Genomic DNA, 18,023 nt, shown 5'->3' with positions numbered 1-18,023 from the left:
TTGGAGACCCGGCCCCACGAGGCGCCATGGCCGGGCGGCGGGGGCGCCGCTAGCCTTCCGGGGGTCGAAGCGCGGGTGCACAGCGTGGTGCGACCGCTCCGATCCGTCATCCCCTGCGAAGGTGGAACACGTGAAGGCTATCCGTCGATTCACCGTGCGCCCCGTCCTCCCCGAACCCCTTCTGCCGCTCGCCGACCTCGCGCGCAACCTGCGCTGGTCTTGGCACGCGGAAACCCGCGAACTCTTCCAATCCGTCGACCCCGAAGGCTGGCAGGCCGCCGGCGGCGACCCCGTCCGCCTGCTCGGCGCCGTGCCCGCCGCCCGGCTGGAGGAACTGGCCGGCGACCGCCGGTTCCTGCGCCGGCTCGCCGTGGCCGCCGCCGACCTCGACGACTACGTCCACGGCGGGAGGTGGTACCAGAGCCACGAGAGCGATGGCGGGCTCCCCGCGGGGATCGCCTATTTCTCCCCCGAGTTCGGCATCACCGCAGCCCTGCCGCAGTACTCCGGCGGCCTCGGGATCCTCGCCGGCGACCACCTCAAGGCCGCCAGCGACCTCGGCGTCCCGCTCATCGGAGTGGGCCTGCTCTACCGCCACGGCTACTTCCGCCAGTCGCTCTCCCGCGACGGCTGGCAGCAGGAGCACTACCCCGTCCTCGACCCCAACGAGCTGCCCGTCTCCGTGGTCCGCGAGGAGGACGGCAGCCCCGCCCGGGTGGCACTCAGCCTGCCCGGCGGCCGCGCGTTGCACGCGCACATCTGGCAGGCCCGCGTCGGGCGGGTGCCGCTGCTGCTCCTCGACTCCGACGTCGAGGACAACGACACCGCCGCCCGCGAGGTGACCGACCGGCTCTACGGCGGCGGCAGCGACCACCGGCTGCTCCAGGAGATGCTGCTCGGCATCGGGGGCGTCCGCGCGGTCCGCACGTACTGCCGGCTCACCGGCCATGCCGACCCCGAGGTCTTCCACACCAACGAGGGGCACGCCGGGTTCCTCGGACTCGAACGCATAAGGGAACTGGGAGGAGAGCCGGGGCTCGGCTTCGACGCCGCCGTCGAGGCGGTGCGCGCCGGAACCGTGTTCACCACGCACACCCCCGTCCCCGCCGGCATCGACCGCTTCGAGCGGTCCCTGGTCGCCCGGCACTTCGGGGAGGGCGGCGAACTGCCCGGCGTGCCCGTGGACCGGATCCTCGAACTGGGCGCCGAGTCCTACCCCGGCGGCGACCCCGGGGTCTTCAACATGGCCGTCATGGGGCTGCGCCTCGCGCAGCGCGCCAACGGCGTCTCCACCCTGCACGGGGCCGTCAGCCGAGGCATGTTCGCCGGCCTGTGGCCGGGCTTCGACCCCGCCGACGTCCCCATCACCTCCGTCACCAACGGGGTGCACGCGCCGACCTGGGTGGCCCCCGAGGTGATCCGGCTCGGCGCCCGGCAGATCGGCGCCGGCCGAACCGAGGACGCGCTGTCGGTCGGCGGCTCCCCGCGCTGGGACGCCGTCGCCGGGATCGGGGACCAGGAGGTCTGGGACCTGCGCCGGGTGCTGCGCGAACAACTGGTCCAGGAGGTCCGCGACCGGCTGCGCGCCTCCTGGAAGCAGCGCGGCGCCGCCGACGCCGAACTGGGCTGGGTGGACTCCGTCCTCGACCCGGACGTGCTGACCATCGGCTTCGCCCGCCGGGTGCCCTCCTACAAGCGGCTCACGCTGATGCTCCGCGACCCCGAGCGGCTGCGCAGGCTGCTGCTGGACCCGGAGCGGCCCGTGCAGATCGTCGTCGCGGGCAAGGCGCACCCGGCCGACGACGGCGGGAAGCGGCTCGTCCAGGAACTGGTGCGGTTCTCCGACGACCCGCGCGTGCGCCACCGCATCGTCTTCCTGCCCGACTACGGCATGGCCATGGCCCAGAAGCTCTACCCGGGCTGCGACGTCTGGCTGAACAACCCGCTGCGCCCCCTGGAGGCCTGCGGCACGAGCGGGATGAAGGCCGCACTGAACGGCTGCCTCAACCTCTCCGTGCTGGACGGCTGGTGGGACGAGTGGTTCGAGCCCGACTTCGGCTGGGCCATCCCCACCGCCGACGGGATCGGCACGGACGAGGAGCGCCGCGACGACCTGGAGGCCAACGCCCTCTACCAGTTGATCGAGGGCCGGGTCGCGCCCCGCTTCTACGACCGGGCCGGGCACACCGGCCTCCCGGCGCGCTGGATCGAGATGGTCCGGCGCACCCTGGTGTCGCTGGGCCCGAAGGTGCTCGCGGGACGCATGGTCCGCGAGTACGTGGAACGGCTCTACGCGCCGGCCGCGCTCTCCCACCGCGCCCTCACCCCGGAGGCCGCCCGCGACCTCGCCGACTGGAAGGGTCGGGTCCGCGGCTCCTGGCCGAGGGTCACCGTCGAGCACGTGGAGGCCATGGCCGCCGCGCCCGTCGGCGGCACCGCCGAACTCGGGGCCACGCTCACCCTCCGGGTGCGGGTCGCCCTCGACTCCCTCGCGCCGGAGGACGTCGAGGTCCAGGCGGTCGCGGGCCGGGTCGACGCCCAGGACGTCATCCAGGGCGGCCGGTCCTTCCCGCTCAAGGCCGCCGCCGGACCCGACCTGGAGGGCCGCTGGGTGTACGAGGGCCCGCTCGCGCTCGACCGGACCGGGCCCTTCGGTTACACCGTGCGGATCCTGCCCGCGCACCCGCTGCTGGCGACCCCGGCCGAACTGGGCCTGGTCGCCGGGCCGGCGGACACCGACGCGGGGGGCGGCGTCCTGCTGCGCTGACCGCCGCTCAGGGGACGGGCGGCGGATCGACCAGCCGCCCGTCCTCCACCAGCATCCCGGCCCGCTTCACGGTGCGCAGGATCGGGACCAGCTCCACCTGCCGAATGCCGTCGACCGCGCCGATCCGCTCGGTGAGGTACGTGTACAACGCGTCGGTGTCCCGGCACACCACCACCGCGAGCAGGTTCGCCGAGCCGGTGACCGCCGCCGCGAACGGCACCTCCGGGTGCTCGCCTATCGCCGCCCCCACCCGGGCCAGCCGGGCCGGGTCCACCGTCAGGAGCATCGCGGCCTCCGCCTCGTACCCGAGGGTCCCGGGCACGATCTCCACGTCGAAGTAGACCGCCCCCATGTCCCGCAGCCGGTCCAGCCGGCGCCGGGCGGTGGACTCCGACAGCCCGGTGGCCCGGGCCAGTTCCGGATAGCCGGCGCGGCCGTCCTGCCCCAGCACGGCCAGCATCGCCAGCTCCGCCTCGTCCAGCGCGTACCGCTCCTGATCCGGCAGCGGCGGCTGCCGCTCCAGCGCCGCCACCTGGTCCGGGCGCAGCGCGTCGATGCCGAACCAGCGCTCGGGTCCGCCCGTGAACATGCGCAGGATGGTGTGGGCGCTCACCCCGATCACCCGGCGGGTGCGCGGGAGCTTCTCCAGCAGCAGGACGTCGCGGTCCTGGCGGGTCCGGGCCTTGGTCATGCAGTGGATCTCGGTGCCGCCGGAGTTGAGGGTGACCCAGGCGATGTCCGGCCGTCGGGCCAGCGCCTCCGCGACGGCGAGCGCGGCGTCCGGCGTGCACTGCACCCGCAACCAGGACTCGAACAGTCCGACCCGGCTGCCCAGCGGCAGCCCGACCACCCGGAGCAGGCCCGTGGTGCGCATCCGGCGGTAGCGGCGCACCACGGTCTGGTCGGAGACCTCCAGCACCTCCGCGAGCCGGCTGAAGGAGGCCCGCCCGTCGATCATGAGGGCCTGTACGAGAGCCAGGTCGAGGTGGTCCATCTCGGCGGGGCCGGCCAGAGGCTGCATGGTTTCCATCATGGCAGAGCGTCCGACGAGTGAAATCCGGCAAGGGCAGGCCGCTGGATGGTTGGTCCGTACGAGTGACCGCGACTCTGGTGGCACACCTCATCTGCTCTTGATCCGGAGAACCCCCATGCGTAAATGGCTGCCCTTGACGGCCGTGAGCCTCGGAGCCTTCATGCTCCTGGTCGACGTCACCATCGTGACCGTCGCGCTCCCGGACATGGCCACCGACATGAACACCGGTTTCGCCGGACTCCAGTGGGTGATGGACATCTACGCCCTGGCGCTCGCCGCACTGCTGCTCGGCGCGGGCTCCCTCGCCGACCGGATCGGCCGCCGCCGCGTCTACCTCGGCGGGCTCGCCGTCTTCGCCGCCGCCTCCCTGGCGTGCGGCCTGGCCACCGGCCCCGGCCTGCTGATCGCCTTCCGCGCCGTGCAGGGCATAGGCGGCGCGGCGATGTTCGCCACCACCATGGCCCTGCTCAGCAGCGCCTACCAGGGCCGCGACCGGGGGATCGCCTTCGGCGTCTGGGGCGCGGTCAACGGCGCGGCCGCCGCGGCCGGGCCGATCATCGGCGGACTGCTGACCGAGCACTTCGGCTGGCGCTGGATCTTCTTCATCAACCTGCCCGTCTGCGCCCTCGCCGTCTGGGTCACCCTCAAGGCCGTCGCCGAGTCCCGCAACCCGCACGCCAAGGGCCTTGACCTGCCCGGCATGGTCACCTTCACGGCGGGCGCCGGCATCGTCACCTACGCCCTCATCCGGGTCTCGGAGAACGGCTGGACCTCCGCCGCCACCCTCGGCCTGCTCGGTCTCGGCGCGGCCTGCTTCGCCGCCTTCGTCCTCGTCGAACTGCGCACCGCGCACCCGATGCTCGACCTCTCCCTCTTCCGCAGCCCGACCTTCGTCGCGGTGATGGCCGGCGGACTGCTGCTGTCCGGGGCGGCGTTCTCGTACCTCATGTACGTCTCGCTCTGGCTCCAGTCCGCCGAGGGGATGGGCCCGGTCCAGGCCGGACTGGTCCTGGTGCCGCTGAGCCTGGCCGCGTTCCTCGTCTCCGCGGTGGCCGGCCGACTGCTGCACGGCGCCCCCGCCCGACTGTCCATCGGCGGCGGGTTGCTGCTGATCGGGGCGGGCGCGCTGCTCCAGGCCTGGATGCTGGACGCGGGCGACGGCTGGACGGCCCTGGTGCCCGGGTTGGTGCTGACCGGCGTGGGCGTCGGGATGGCCACCCCGCCGCTGGCCGCCGCCGCGATGGGAACCGTGGCCCCGGCCCGGGCCGGAATGGCCGGCGGCGCCCTGAACACCGCCCGCCAGTTGGGCAACGCCCTCGGCATCGCGGTGCTCGGCGCGCTCTTCCAGGCCGGTCTGACGAGCGGGCTCGCCGGCAGCGGGCAGCCGCACGGCACCGCCGAGGCACTGGCCTCGGGCGGGGCGGGGCGGTTCCTCGCGGCCGGCCCGCAGGCCCGGGAGTGGGTGGAGGCCGCCTTCGCGAGCGGGCTCCGCGACACCTTCGTGGCCTCCGGGGTGATGGGTCTGGTGGGCGCGCTGGTGGTCGTCCTTCTGATCCGTCCCGCCGCGGGGACCGGGGCGTCGGTCCCGGCCCAGGCCAAGGACTCGACCACCGAGCGGGCCGCCGCCTGAGCCGCCGAGTCCCTAGGGACACCCGCGCATCGGGACCCCGGTGCGCGGGTGTCCGTATGCCCGGGGGCGGACGGGCGTACGACCGCCGTACGGCCCGGGTGCCCGGTCCGGGAGGGTGAACCTTCGAACGCGCTGCGCATGCTGAATCGTTTCTGCTGATCGGCCCGCTCCTACGCTGCCCGCTGGATGTCTCCGGATCCGGCATCCAGCGACCAGAGAAACGGACTCTTCATGCGTGCTCGCACCACTGCCGCGGCCTTCCTCGGCGCTCTCGCGCTCGTCCTGCCGGCCTCCGGCCAGGCCATGGCCGACGACGACCACGACGACCGCCACACGCTCGGCCGCCTCTACTACGTCGTCGAGGACGAGGACGGCGACGAGTACACCCGCCACATCAGCCCGGCCGACAACGACACCTGCTACGAGCTGACGGGCACCTCCCGGCACCAGCCGGCCACCGAGGCGTACAACCGCACGGAGTCGCTGGCGGTGCTCTTCGAGGGCCGCGGCTGCAACGGCCGGGCGGTGCGCACCCTGGCGCCGGGCGACGGGGCGCACGACGTCGAGGCCCTCTCGGTGTACTTCCGGCCCACCGGCGGGAACGGCCACCACGGCCACGACGGCGACTGGAACGACGACGACCGCAGCGTCCGCCGCGACGCCCGGCCGGAGCAGGGTGGGCTGACGCACCTGGCCAAGCCCACCGTCGCCGCCCACGCCGCAGCCCCCGCCGCACGCCCGGGCGACGACGAGCCGTCCGCCGACGAGCAGTGGCGCGAGGACGAGCAGCGCGGCGAGGACGAGGAGCGCGGCGAGGACGAGGAGGGGCGCGACGAGGCCGGCCGTCCGGGCGACGACCAGGCCGAGGACGAGAACGGACAGCGCGACGAGGACGAGGCGCGCGACGAGCGCGGCCAGGACGACGAGAACGAGGCGCGCGGCGAGGACGAGCAGCGCGACGAGCGCGGCCAGGACGGCGAGGAGGAAGAGGAGTACGGCGTCCTGGACGCCGTCTTCCGCACCCTCGGCTGACCCGTCACGGCTGACACCGGCCTCGGCCGGCATGTCTCCCGGCTGAACCGAAGGGCCCGACACCCCCGTGGGTGCCGGGTCCTTCGCGCGGGGACGGTCGGTCGGGCTACACGGGCGGCGTCGCTCCTGTCGTCCCGAGCCCGCCGGCCAGCCAGGCCACCACGTCCGCCGCCGTGTAGGGGGAGGCGTCGGGAGAGAGCCTCGGCAGGAACGACAGGTCCTTGCCGATCGTCACCAACGGGGGCTCCACCCGGCCGCCCGGGCGGCGTTGCGCCAGAACCCGCCGACAGGGCGCCCGGGTCGAAGAGGTGCTCCAGCGGCTCCTCCTCGTCGCCCTCGACGGAGATCCGGGTCACGCAGGGTTCGCCGCGCGCCAACCGCGAGGCGAGGGACGGGATCTGACCGGGGACTCCCGCGCCCACGAGCACGTGGTCGACGCCTGCCAGGATCGCGCCGAACATCGCGGGGGCGGTGGCGAGCTGGATCTTCTCCAGGTAGTTGACGCCGACGAGGCCATCGTGTCCCTCCTTGGCCAGCCCGACCTCGACGAAGTTGCCGAGGACGGTGAGTACGTCCGCCGGGGTCCCGCCGGTCACGCGTAGCCGCGGGGTGGCCCGCAGCGGGGCGGAGGGGTCCGGCGGGCCCCCTCGCGGAAGTGGCGGTCGAGGACGGCCCGGGCGAGTTCGGGGATCGGGAAGGCGGCGAGCGCCCGCCGGGCGTGCCCGCCCGGGTCGCCGGTCTGGAGCACGCGGGCCAGGACGACGTCCAGCGCGGTGCCGGAGACCACGCCCAGTTGGCCGGTGAGGGACACCGCGCGAGCCAGCCGCCACCCGGACACGCCGACGCCCATGCCGCCCTGGATCAGCCAGGGGTGCCCGCCCGGGGCCGGGACGGGCGCGGAGCCGGCGTCGGTTGCTCGGTGGACGGTGGGTCGGCCGGGCGCGTCGGGGTCGGAGGTGGGCTGGTGTGCTGTCGCGGCCATGTGCGTGCGTCCGTCCCTGTGCGGTGACCCGAACCTACGGTGGCGTAGGTTCGCCGGGTTCCACTGTCTCCCCGGCGGGGTCGGGCGGCGGGCGCCGAAGGTCCCCTCGCGGGGGCACCAGGTCCCGCCTTCGGCGGGACCCCCGGACATGGAACAGGGCCGCCCGGGGTGGTCTTCTCCCGAGCGGCCCCGCGATCGAACGGTGGTGCGGTCAATCCCCGACGGGGATCAGAAGGTGAGCTTCCAGCTGTTGATGTAGCCGGTGTCCGCGCCGGCCAGGTCGGCGACGCGGAGCTTCCAGACGCCGTTGGCGACCTCGGAGGAGGCGTTCACGGTGAAGGACTGGACGATGTTGTCCGCGCTGCCGCCGGTGCGGTTGCGCAGGTTGTAGACGCTGCCGTCGGGGGCGACCAGGTCGACCTTCAGGTCACCGACGTAGGTGTGGACGATGTTCACGTCCACCTTGAGGGTGCTCGGGGCGTTGCCCGTGCGGTTCACCGTGATCGGGGACTCGACGGTCGAGTTGTCCGCGATCTGGTAGTCGGCCGTGTTCTCGAAGACGTTCGGCTGCGAGGTGCCGACCGTCCAGGTGAAGGAGGCCGTACCGGTCTTGCTCTGCGAGTCGGTCACCGTGACGGTCACGTTGGACGTGGCGGCGGTGGTGGCCGTGCCCGAGATCAGGCCGGTGGAGGAGTTGATCGACAGGCCGGCCGGCAGGCCGGTCGCCGCGTAGCTCAGCGCGCCCGGGTTGGTGCTGGTGGCCTGGACCTGCAGGCTGACAGCGCCACCCACCTGGGTGTTCTGGTTGGCGATCGGTGTGACCGTGACACCGGTCGTGATGCGGGCGCCGACCGCGATGCCCGCCCAGGCGTTGGCCACGTTGTTGTACGTGGTCGAGCCCTGGCCGTACAGGTCGGCGGCGGCCTGCAGGGTGGCCGTGCGCGCGGCGGCGTAGTTGGTGTTCGACTTGAAGTAGCCGACCGTCAGCGCGCGGAACCAGATCTTCGAGGCGGCGTCCCGACCGATCGCCGTGACGGGCAGGTTGTCGGCGGTGGGCGAGTTGTAGCTCACCCCGTTGACGACCTTGGCGCCCGAGCCCTCGGAGGCCAGGTAGTACCAGTGGTTGGCCGGACCCGAGGAGTAGTGGACGTCGATGCCGCCCAGACCCGAGTACCAGGAGTCCTTGGACGAGCCGTCCTTGCTCGGCTTGTCCATGTAGCGCAGCGGGGAGCCGTCGCCGTTGATGTCGATCTTCTCGCCGACCAGGTAGTCACCGACGTCTTGGGGGTTGTTGGCGTAGAACTCGACCGCGGCCGCCATGATGTCGGAGGTGGCCTCGTTCAGACCGCCGGGCTCACCGCTGTAGGTCATGTTGCCGGTGACCGAGGTGAGACCGTGGGTCATCTCGTGCGCCGCGACGTCCGTCGAGGTGAGCGGCTTGGTGTTGCCCTCGCCGTCGCCGTACGTCATGCAGAAGCAGCTGTCGTCCCAGAACGCGTTGACGTACGCGTTGCCGTAGTGGACCCGGGTGTACGGGGCCACGCCGTCGTTGCGCAGGCCGTTGCGGCCGTGGACGTTCTTGTAGTAGTCCCACGTCGCGGCGGCGCCGTAGTGGGCGTCCGCGGCGGCGGTCTCGGCGTTGGACGCCTGGCCGTTGCCCCAGATGTCGTCCGGGCCGGAGAACAGGGTGCCGGTGCCGGACGAGCCCTTGTTCAGGTTGTACGTCTTGTGGTTGCCGCGGCCGGTGTCGGTCAGCGTGTAGTTGCTGCCCGACTGCGCGGAGCCCAGCGTCACCTGACCGCTGTACATCGTGTTGCCGGTGCCGGTCTCGATGGCCTGCCACTCGGTGATCTTGGCGCCGGTCTTGGCGTTGGTGACCACGTGCAGCTCGCTCGGGGTGCCGTCGTGCTGGAGGCCGCCGACGACGGTCTCGAACGCGAGGACCGGGGCGCCTTCGGCGGCCCAGATCACCTTGCGGGCGTTCTTGGAGGCCTTCGCGTCCTTGGCACCCTGGGTCTTGGCCAGACCGAGGGCCTGCTGCTCCGCCGAGGCCGGGGCGACCGAGGCGCTGGTGTCCGCGACCTTGATCTCGTGGTTGGTGGCCTTGGTCACGCTCTTGGTGACACCGCTCTTGGCGTGGACCGTCAGGTCACCGCCGAGCACGGGCAGGCCGGCGTAGGTGCGTTCGTAGGTCGTGTGCGTGGTGCCGTCCGCATCCTGGACGACATCGCGGACGACGAGCTTCTCCTGGCCGCCGAGCCCGAGCGCCTTCGCCGCCTGCACGGTGGTCGAGTTGGCGTCGGCGAGGAGCGTCGCACGCTCCGAAGCGCTGAGTGCGCGGTTGACCGAGCCCGGGTTGGGCTGGGCCGCCGTGCGGGCCTGGGACGCGGTGGCGTCGGCGGTGGCTGTTCCGGCCTGTATACCTACGGCGAGCAGGGCTGCCGCGGCTACGAGAGCGCCGGCCGCAGTGGCACGCCGCTGGGGGGTGGGACTCAACGCAGACTCCTTCTGCAAGGGGGGTTCCGGATGGCTGGGTGGGCCTCCGGGCAGATCAGGGCTGGTGCGATGAACGGTCGAAGAGTGCCACCTGTGGGCGCTGATGTCAGGGCCGCGTCAAAAGGTTGGCTGGAAACGGTTCGTTGTCCGAAGATACGTATCCGGTATCCGAACCATTCACCTTTGTGTGGGAAGGGGGAGTTCGGGATGTGGAACGGGATGTACCGGTTGCTAACGCTTGAGCAACGAGAGGCACCGTTAACGCAAACGGCATTTACCGTACGGGTGTTTGTCGTACTGTTTCCCGGTGCGGCTGTTGCCCGTTGCCAGGGGAAGCCACGGGCGCTCGCCGCTGTCATATGACCACGTGCCAGGGGGGCCCATGAGGCATGTCCATTTTCCTGCGCAAAGAGTGGCCAGGACCGTCGCCGATACGGCCGGGGCGGCCACCGTGCCCGCTCGACGGCTCGGGGACAAGGCCGGTTGGTACCTGCCGGTCGCCGTGGCCGCCGACTTCCTCGGTGCCGCCGTGCCCGTGGGACTCGTCTTCGAGGCCGCGCAGCAGGTCCGGCCCGCGTACTGCGCCGTCGGCGCCGCTCTCGCGTGGACCGGGGTGCAGGCCGTGCGCCGGCGCTACGCGGCCCGGCAGCTCGGCGAATCGCGCGGAGTGCTGCCGGTCGTGCACGACTGGCTGATTCTCATCGGGGTACTGGCCGTCGCCCGCGTGGTGACCGGCGAGAGCACCCCCCGACTGGCCGCGCTCGGGGCACTGTTGCCCACCCTGCTGATCACCGTCGCGGTCCACAAGCTCACCTACCGCCACCTCTCGGCCGCCCGTCGCGAGGCGCAGGCCGTCAGTCGGGTGCTGGTCGTCGGCGAACCCGAGGCCGCCGAGGGCGTCATCGCACACCTGGCCGCCCGGACCGACCACCCCTACGTGGTGGTCGGGGTCATCCCGGTGGGCGACGGCCCGCTCTCCAGCGGCGTGCCCGTCGCGGCCCGGCTCGAAGCGGGGATGCCGGACACCCCGTACGGGGACTCGGCCGCCGTGCTCGGCGCCGTCGCCGGACACCACGCCGACCTGGTCCTGGTCGCCCCCGGCGTGCGCATCGCCGGCGAGCGGCTGCGCCGGGTCGCCTGGGCCCTGCACGACGCCGGCTTGGAACTGGCCGTCTTCCCCGGACTGGTGGAGATCTCCGTCAAGCGACTGGAGACCCTGTCCGCGGGCGGGCTCGCCGTGCTGCGGATCGCGCCGCCCGTGCGGCGGGGCATCCAGACCCTGTTGAAGTCGGTGCTGGACCGGGTGGGGGCCGCGATCGGGCTGCTGGTCCTGTCACCGATGTTCCTCGCGGTCGTGCTGGCGATACGCCTCGGTTCCCCCGGTCCGGCCTTCTACAGCCAGCACCGCATCGGACGCGACGGCGAGCCCTTCGTCATGTGGAAGTTCCGCACGATGGTGATCGACGCCGACAAGCTCAAGGACGACCTGGCGGCATCCAACGAGAACGACGGCCTGATGTTCAAGATGCGCCGTGACCCCCGGGTGACCCGGGTGGGCCGGCTGCTGCGCCGGACGTCGATGGACGAACTGCCCCAGCTGGTGAACGTGCTGACCGGCAGCATGTCGCTGGTCGGTCCGCGGCCGCCGCTGCCGGAGGAGGTGGCGCGGTACGACGAGGTCGAGCTGCGCCGGCTCACCGTGCGGCCCGGCATGACCGGCCTGTGGCAGATCAGCGGGCGGTCGGACCTGTCCTGGGACGAAACGATTCAGCTCGATCTGCAGTACGTCGACAACTGGTCCTTCACCAGCGATGTCGACGTCATGGGCCGTACCCTCCGCGCCGTCGTCGACGGTCGCGGAGCGTACTGAGGGGCCGAGGCCCGTGCGATCAGCCCTGCCCCAACCACCAGGCGTACGTGGAGGCGATGCCGTCCCGCAGCGGGATGCCCGGCTTCCAGCCCAGCGAGGTCAGACGGGTCACGTCCAGCAGCTTGCGCGGCGTCCCGTCCGGCTTGGTGGTGTCCCAGGCGAGCCGGCCCTCGAAGCCGGTCACCTCGGCGACGGTCTCGGCCAGGGCCTTGATGGTCAGGTCCTCGCCGCAGCCGATGTTGACGGGCTCGTCCCCGTCGTAGCCGTTCAGCAGCACCGCGCAGGCCGCCGCGAGGTCGTCCACGTGCAGGAACTCGCGGCGGGGGGTGCCCGAGCCCCACAGCGTGACCTCGTCGCGCCCCTCGACCGCGGCCTCGTGGAAGCGCCGGATCAGGGCGGGCAGCACGTGCGAGGACTGCAGGTCGAAGTTGTCGCCCGGACCGTAGAGGTTCGTCGGCATGGCCGAGATGTACGAGGCCCCGTACTGCTTGCGGTACGACTGGACCTGGACGATGCCGGCGATCTTCGCCAGGGCGTACGCCTCGTTGGTCGGCTCCAGCGGGCCGGTCAGCAGGGCGTCCTCGCTGATCGGCTGCGGGGCCAGCTTGGGGTAGATGCAGGAGGAGCCCAGGAACAGCAGGCGGTTCACCCCGGCGGCGTGCGAGCCGGCGATCACGCTGAGCTGGATCTTGAGGTTGTCCTCCAGGAACTGCACCGGGTAGGTGCTGTTGGCCATGATGCCGCCGACCTTGGCGGCGGCCAGCACGACCGCGTCCGGACGGACGTCCTTCAGGTACGCCTCGGTGGCGGCGGCGTCGCGCAGGTCGAGCTCCGCGCGACCGCGGGTGAGCACCTCGTGGCCGTCGGCGGTGAGGCGCCGGACGATCGCGGACCCCACGAGGCCGCGATGGCCGGCGACGAAGACGCGGGCGTGCGGAGGCAGGAGCGGCAGCGAACTTGTCATACCGCCGATGATGCCGGCCCCCGGACGCGGGTCGACGCCGAGGTGGCCGGCCCGCGACGGGTCGGGACGGCCGGAATCCGGAGGGCGTGGCTCCGGTTCGGCCGTGTACGGTACCCATCCAGCCCCCGCGCCCGCGCCCGCGCGGACGGAGCGCCCCCCGACCGGGACCCGCGCCCCCGCAGGGCGCGCCGCCGCCGCGGGCCGACAGGCCCGTCACGAACCCCGAGGCACGGCCTCGAAACGCCGGGGCGCCGTCCCGGCACGGTGGGGCACGCCCCGCACTTCACAACAGACCGCAACGATTCACAGGGGGACCCCACATGGGCAAGACCGCACTGATCACCGGAGTCACCGGACAGGACGGCTCGTACCTCGCCGAGCTCCTGCTCTCCAAGGGCTACACGGTGCACGGGCTCGTGCGGCGGTCCTCCAGCTTCAACACGGAGCGGATCGACCACATCTACCAGGACCCGCACACCGAGAACCGCTCCCTCGTCCTGCACCACGCCGACCTGTCGGACGGCGTCGCCTTGGTGAACCTGCTGCGCGACATACGCCCCGACGAGGTCTACAACCTGGGCGCGCAGTCGCATGTGCGGGTGTCCTTCGACGCCCCGCTGTACACCGGCGACGTGACCGGCCTCGGCGCCCTGCGCCTGCTGGAGGCGATCCGGGCGAGCGGGATCGACACCCGCATCTACCAGGCCTCGTCCTCCGAGATGTTCGGCGCCACCCCGCCGCCGCAGAACGAGACGACCCCGTTCCACCCGCGCAGCCCCTACGGCGCCGCGAAGGTCTTCGCGTACTGGACCACGGTGAACTACCGCGAGGCGTACGACATGTTCGCCGTCAACGGGATCCTCTTCAACCACGAGTCCCCGCGGCGCGGCGAGACCTTCGTGACCCGCAAGATCACCCGCGCGGTCGCCCGGATCAAGGCCGGCCTCCAGGACCACCTCTACCTGGGCAACCTCGACGCCGTCCGCGACTGGGGCTACGCCCCGGAGTACGTCGACGCCATGTGGCGGATGCTCCAGCAGGACGAGGCGACCGACTACGTGGTGGCCACCGGTGTGGCCGCGACCGTCCGCGAGTTCGTCGAGTCCTCCTTCACCCACGCCGGGCTCGACTGGAACGAGCACGTGCGCTACGACGCCAAGTACGAGCGCCCCAGCGAGGTCGACGCCCTCATCGGCGACGCCTCCAAGGCCAACGAGCTGCTTGGCTGGAAGCCGTCGGTCCTGGTGGCGGAGCTGGCACGCATCATGGTCGACGCCGACATCCGCCAGGTCGAGGACCAACTGGCGGGCGTGACGGTACGGATTGACCGCTGAGGGCTTATATTTCGCCTACGCTTTGCCGTGTCCCGGCCATGTTCCGCAGGTCTCTGCGGGTGTGGCCGGGGTAAACCTGCCGTATGTCCGTAGTGCACCCTCCATGCTGAACCCTGTTGATTCCAAGTTGGTATGCAATGGGTCAAGTGAGGTGACCGGGCCCTCACGCGAGCCCTAGTCTGCGCCTGTACATATGGCTGTTCGTATAGTTCCAGCCATCAAACCGGGCAATTGCCCTGGGGGGCTCATGCGTAGATCCAGAGGGCTGACTGCTGCCCTCGTCCTGTCACTGGCCGGTGTCGGCACCGGCATAGGCCTGGTGCTGATGCCCGAGGCGTCGGCCATCACGCAGCCGGTGGCATTCACGGCCGACGACCTGCCGACCTGGCAGCCGAACGGCATCGTCTTTGCCATGGCCCAGGCCAACGGCACCGTGTTCGCCGGCGGTACCTTCTCGGCGGTCCGTCCGCCGGACAACGCCGGCAGCGGCACCGAGCAGGAAGCCGTGAACTTCGTCGCGCTGGACGCGGCGACGGGCACCCCGACCTCCTGCAAGCTCGCCTTCACCACGGGCGACGGCAGTGCGACCGTCCGGTCGCTGGTCGTATCGAAGGACAAGAAGACGCTGTACGCGGCCGGATACTTCGGGGCCGTCAACGGCACCCCGGTCTCCAGCGTCGCGGCGATCGACATCGAGTCCTGCACCCCCAAGGCGTCGTTCCACCCGAGCTTCCCCGCCACCGTGCGCGCGCTCGCCGTCACCGACGACACCCTTTACGCCGCAGGCGACTTCGGCACCGTCGAGGGCCAGACCCGCGAGCGGTTCGCCGCGGTCGACGCCGCCTCCGGTGCGATCAAGCCCTTCGTCGCCAACGCCGACGAGCCCGGCCGCGCCGTCGCGCTCAGCAACGACGGCAAGAACGTCCTGCTGGGCGGCGACTTCTTCTCGGTCAACGGCTCCAACACCCACGCGCTGGCCGTCGTCAACGCCACCACGGGTGCCGTCGCCAAGACCTACAACAACATCCCGTCGAACTCGGTCGTCAAGCACATCTCGGCCGACGCGACCGGCTACTACACGGGCAACGAGGGTTCCGGCGGCGGCGTCTTCGACGGCCGCATCGGTCTCGGCACCAACTTCAACGAGAAGTGGCGCGACCGCTGCCTCGGCGCGACCCAGTTCGTCCTGCCGTACGACGGAGTCCTCTACAGCTCCTCGCACGCGCACGACTGCTCGCTGGAGGGCCAGTTCCCCGACGGCAAGCGCAACTTCCTGCTGGCGCAGCTCACCGACCACGAAGGCGCCGCCCCCGCGCCCGTGGACGGCTTCGTCCGCAGCCCGCGCAAGCTCGGCTGGCACCCCACCGCGAACGACGGCCTCGGCGAGGGCATCGGCCCGCGCGTGATGGCCATCGCGGAGAAGAACGACACCAAGTACATGTGGGTCGGCGGTGAGTTCACCCTGATCAACGGCCGGCCGCAGCAGGCGCTCACCCGCTTCTCCTCCAAGGGTGACGTCGGCGCGCCGACCACCCCGGTGGCCGGCGCGGGCAGCGTCAAGCCCGGCGAGGCCCAGGTCCGCTGGCGCACCAGCTACGACCAGGACGACAGCAAGCTGACGTACCGCATCTACCGCAACGGCTCGGGCACCGCGATCGCCACCGTGGCGGCGGAGTCCCTGGAGTGGGAGCGCCCGCAGGCCTCTTGGACCGACACCACGGTCAAGGCCGGGCAGTCCTACACCTACCGCGTGACCGCGACCGACGCCGCCGGCAACACCAGTGCGCTGTCGGCCACCGCCTCGGTCACGATCCCGAGCTCGGTCCAGTCGTACCCGGACAAGGTCCGCTCGGACGGCGCCAACCTGTACTGGCGCTACGACGACGCGGTCAGCCCGTATGTCGCCGACTCCTCGGTCTCCGGCAACACCAGCGGCGTCCAGGTCAACGCCCCGGCACTGCGCCAGACGCCCGGCGCCGTCACCGGTACCAGCACGTCCATGGGCTTCAACGGCACCAGCCAGCAGGTGTACAGCGACCACCGCCAGAGCGTCGGGTCCAGCTACACCGTCGAGACCTGGTTCAAGACGAACAGCTCGCGCGGTGGCAAGCTGATCGGCTTCGGCAACAACACCACCAGCAACAGCGGCACGTACGACAAGCAGCTGTACATCACCAACACCGGTCGCCTGATCTTCGGCGTCTACAACGGCTCGAACCGGACCATCTCCACCGGTCTGTTCGACTCCTCGTACAACGACAACAAGTGGCACCACGTGGTCGGCACGCAGGGCCCCGGTGGCATGACGCTGTACGTGGACGGTCAGAACAAGGGCACGAACAACGCCTCGACCTCCACCGCGTACGAGGGCTTCTGGCACGTGGGCGGCGACAACCTCGCCGGCTGGCCGACCCGACCGACCAGCAACTTCTTCGCCGGTCAGATCGACGAGACGGCCGTCTACCCGACGGCGCTCACCCAGGCCCAGGTCAAGTCGCACTACGACCTGGCGAAGGCCCCCACCGACACGGTCTCCAAGGTCGTCACGACCGAGGACACCTACGTCAACCAGGGCGCGCCCAACGCCGCCAACGGCGCGGCCACCTCGCTCGCGGTCCGCGGTACCTCGGCCTACCAGACGTACCTGCGCTTCACCCTCCCGGCCGCCCCGGCCGGGCAGGTCCTGAAGGCGGCCTCGCTCCAGGTCAAGACCACGACCCAGGCGGGCGCCGGCACGACCGACACCGTGTCCGTGGTCCCGGTCACCGGTTCCTGGACCGCCGCGGCCACCACGTTCAACACCAAGCCGGCGCTGGGCACCCCCGCGCTCGGCACCCTCGCGGGCGCCGCGGACGGCTCTGCCGTCCACGGCATCGACCTGGACACCGCGGCGGTCACCGCCCTGCTGGGCAGCAACACCAGCCTCGCGCTGACCAGCACGGGTACCGACCCGCTGTGGCTCTGGTCCTCGGAGTCGACGGCCGCGGACGCCGCTCCGCAGCTGATCCTCACCTTCGGCCCGAAGTAACCACCGCTTGACGGAGTACGGGGCCCGCCTCACCCGGCGGGCCCCGTATTCCTGTCTCACCACCGGCAAGTACGGGAGCCCCTGATGTACCGACGCCCCGCGGCGGCCGCTGTTCTGCTGGCCGCCGCCCTGACGCTGACCGCCTGCAGTTCGGGCGACGGCAAGGCCGACTCCGAGGCCGCGAAGCCGAAGCCGCCGGCCTCGTCGTCGGTTCCCGACCCGGCGGACGCCCCGCCGGCCTCGGCGACCCCGTCGACCGACACGAAGCCGACGGGCCCGGTCCTCCCCGACGCGAAGCTGACCCCGAAGACGGGCAACTTCACGGACAAGGAGAAGAACTACCTGAGCGGCCGGGTGCCGGAGAAGATGGACCCGGCGGCCGTCCTCCAGACCGGCCAGGAGTCCTGCCAGCGCGTGGAGCGCACCGCCAAGCGCGACAAGGACGCCGCGACCGGGGCCGTCATCACCGGGGAGATCCCGGGGGCGAAGGACGCCATCACCCTGCTGTGCCCGGAGCAGAAGCCGATCCTCGCGGCGGCGGAGAAGGGCTTCCCCGAAGGCCCCCGGAAGTCGCCCGCCGCGGGCAACTACCGGGCGCTGACCCAGAGCACCACCTGCACCTGGGAGGCGAAGGGCAAGGACGGCGCCGTCCTCGCGTCGGGTCCGGCGTCCCCCCTCAAGGCGGGCGACAAGGTGACGGCCACCATCCCGGCCGGTGCCACGCAGTTCAACTCGACGGGCTGCTACGCCTGGATCCGCGCCTAGTGCTGCTCCGCGAAAGTTCGTGGAGGGGGGTTCAGGCTTCCTGGAGGGGGCTGGCGGCGTAGGTCCACTTGAAGGGGCGGGCGGTCTCGTTCCGTTTGATCATGTAGTCGTCCATCTTGGCG

Annotated in this window: 13 protein-coding genes; 8 read left to right on the top strand and 5 right to left on the bottom strand. The window is 71.7% G+C overall.

Going from position 1 to position 18,023, the window contains the following annotated elements; genetic code table 11:
• Nucleotides 1–130 precede the first annotated feature (130 nt).
• Nucleotides 131–2,767, top strand: coding sequence for an alpha-glucan family phosphorylase (gene glgP, locus OTB19_RS11490; RefSeq protein WP_267797963.1), 2,637 nt, complete (start codon nucleotides 131–133; stop codon nucleotides 2,765–2,767).
• A 7-nt stretch (nucleotides 2,768–2,774) separates the two neighbouring features.
• Here glgP and OTB19_RS11485 read toward each other — a convergent pair whose 3' ends face one another.
• Nucleotides 2,775–3,788, bottom strand: coding sequence for an Lrp/AsnC family transcriptional regulator (locus OTB19_RS11485; protein ID WP_267797962.1), 1,014 nt, complete (start codon nucleotides 3,786–3,788; stop codon nucleotides 2,775–2,777).
• 127 nt (nucleotides 3,789–3,915) lie between these two features.
• Between OTB19_RS11485 and OTB19_RS11480 the strand changes: the two genes are divergently transcribed.
• Nucleotides 3,916–5,430: a DHA2 family efflux MFS transporter permease subunit gene (locus tag OTB19_RS11480; RefSeq protein ID WP_267797961.1), complete on the top strand. Its 1,515-nt coding sequence runs from the start codon at nucleotides 3,916–3,918 to the stop codon at nucleotides 5,428–5,430.
• Nucleotides 5,431–5,661: 231 nt separating this feature from the next.
• Complete coding sequence (locus OTB19_RS11475; protein ID WP_267797960.1) at nucleotides 5,662–6,462, top strand: hypothetical protein; 801 nt, start codon at nucleotides 5,662–5,664, stop codon at nucleotides 6,460–6,462.
• Between the two features lie 106 nt (nucleotides 6,463–6,568).
• Here the strand turns inward: OTB19_RS11475 and OTB19_RS11470 are convergent, their stop codons facing one another.
• The gene (locus OTB19_RS11470) at nucleotides 6,569–6,697 is read right to left on the bottom strand and encodes a hypothetical protein (RefSeq protein ID WP_267797959.1); all 129 of its coding nucleotides are present in this window, start codon (nucleotides 6,695–6,697) and stop codon (nucleotides 6,569–6,571) included.
• On the opposite strand from OTB19_RS11470, the gene OTB19_RS11465 reads away from it, so the two are divergent.
• Nucleotides 6,684–7,064, top strand: coding sequence for a hypothetical protein (locus tag OTB19_RS11465; protein WP_267797958.1), 381 nt, complete (start codon nucleotides 6,684–6,686; stop codon nucleotides 7,062–7,064). The two genes, OTB19_RS11470 and OTB19_RS11465, sit on opposite strands and share 14 nt — an antisense overlap.
• On the opposite strand, the gene OTB19_RS11460 is transcribed toward OTB19_RS11465, so the two are convergent.
• On the bottom strand, nucleotides 7,055–7,444 hold the full coding sequence (locus OTB19_RS11460) for a hypothetical protein (RefSeq protein WP_267797957.1): 390 nt from the start codon (nucleotides 7,442–7,444) through the stop codon (nucleotides 7,055–7,057). The genes OTB19_RS11465 and OTB19_RS11460 overlap by 10 nt on opposite strands.
• A gap of 228 nt (nucleotides 7,445–7,672) precedes the next feature.
• Complete coding sequence (locus OTB19_RS11455; protein ID WP_267797956.1) at nucleotides 7,673–9,940, bottom strand: M4 family metallopeptidase; 2,268 nt, start codon at nucleotides 9,938–9,940, stop codon at nucleotides 7,673–7,675.
• 382 nt (nucleotides 9,941–10,322) lie between these two features.
• On the opposite strand from OTB19_RS11455, the gene OTB19_RS11450 reads away from it, so the two are divergent.
• Nucleotides 10,323–11,810, top strand: coding sequence for a sugar transferase (locus OTB19_RS11450; RefSeq protein ID WP_267797955.1), 1,488 nt, complete (start codon nucleotides 10,323–10,325; stop codon nucleotides 11,808–11,810).
• Between the two features lie 19 nt (nucleotides 11,811–11,829).
• On the opposite strand, the gene OTB19_RS11445 is transcribed toward OTB19_RS11450, so the two are convergent.
• The gene (locus OTB19_RS11445; protein WP_267797954.1) at nucleotides 11,830–12,774 is read right to left on the bottom strand and encodes a GDP-L-fucose synthase family protein; all 945 of its coding nucleotides are present in this window, start codon (nucleotides 12,772–12,774) and stop codon (nucleotides 11,830–11,832) included.
• Between the two features lie 320 nt (nucleotides 12,775–13,094).
• Here OTB19_RS11445 and gmd point away from each other — a divergent pair, with 320 nt between their 5' ends.
• The 3 genes from gmd to OTB19_RS11430 all read left to right on the top strand — a co-directional run bounded on the left by gmd (nucleotide 13,095) and on the right by OTB19_RS11430 (nucleotide 17,901).
• Complete coding sequence (gene gmd / locus OTB19_RS11440; RefSeq protein ID WP_267797953.1) at nucleotides 13,095–14,108, top strand: GDP-mannose 4,6-dehydratase; 1,014 nt, start codon at nucleotides 13,095–13,097, stop codon at nucleotides 14,106–14,108.
• 247 nt (nucleotides 14,109–14,355) lie between these two features.
• Complete coding sequence (locus OTB19_RS11435; protein WP_267797952.1) at nucleotides 14,356–17,136, top strand: LamG-like jellyroll fold domain-containing protein; 2,781 nt, start codon at nucleotides 14,356–14,358, stop codon at nucleotides 17,134–17,136.
• Nucleotides 17,137–17,220: 84 nt separating this feature from the next.
• The gene (locus OTB19_RS11430) at nucleotides 17,221–17,901 is read left to right on the top strand and encodes a hypothetical protein (protein WP_267797951.1); all 681 of its coding nucleotides are present in this window, start codon (nucleotides 17,221–17,223) and stop codon (nucleotides 17,899–17,901) included.
• Nucleotides 17,902–18,023 lie beyond the last annotated feature (122 nt).

The sequence above is a fragment of the Streptomyces sp. H27-H5 genome (assembly GCF_026627505.1).
In the GTDB taxonomy this organism is placed as follows: Bacteria; Actinomycetota; Actinomycetes; order Streptomycetales; family Streptomycetaceae; genus Streptomyces.
This window is presented reverse-complemented; position numbering and strand designations above follow the sequence as displayed.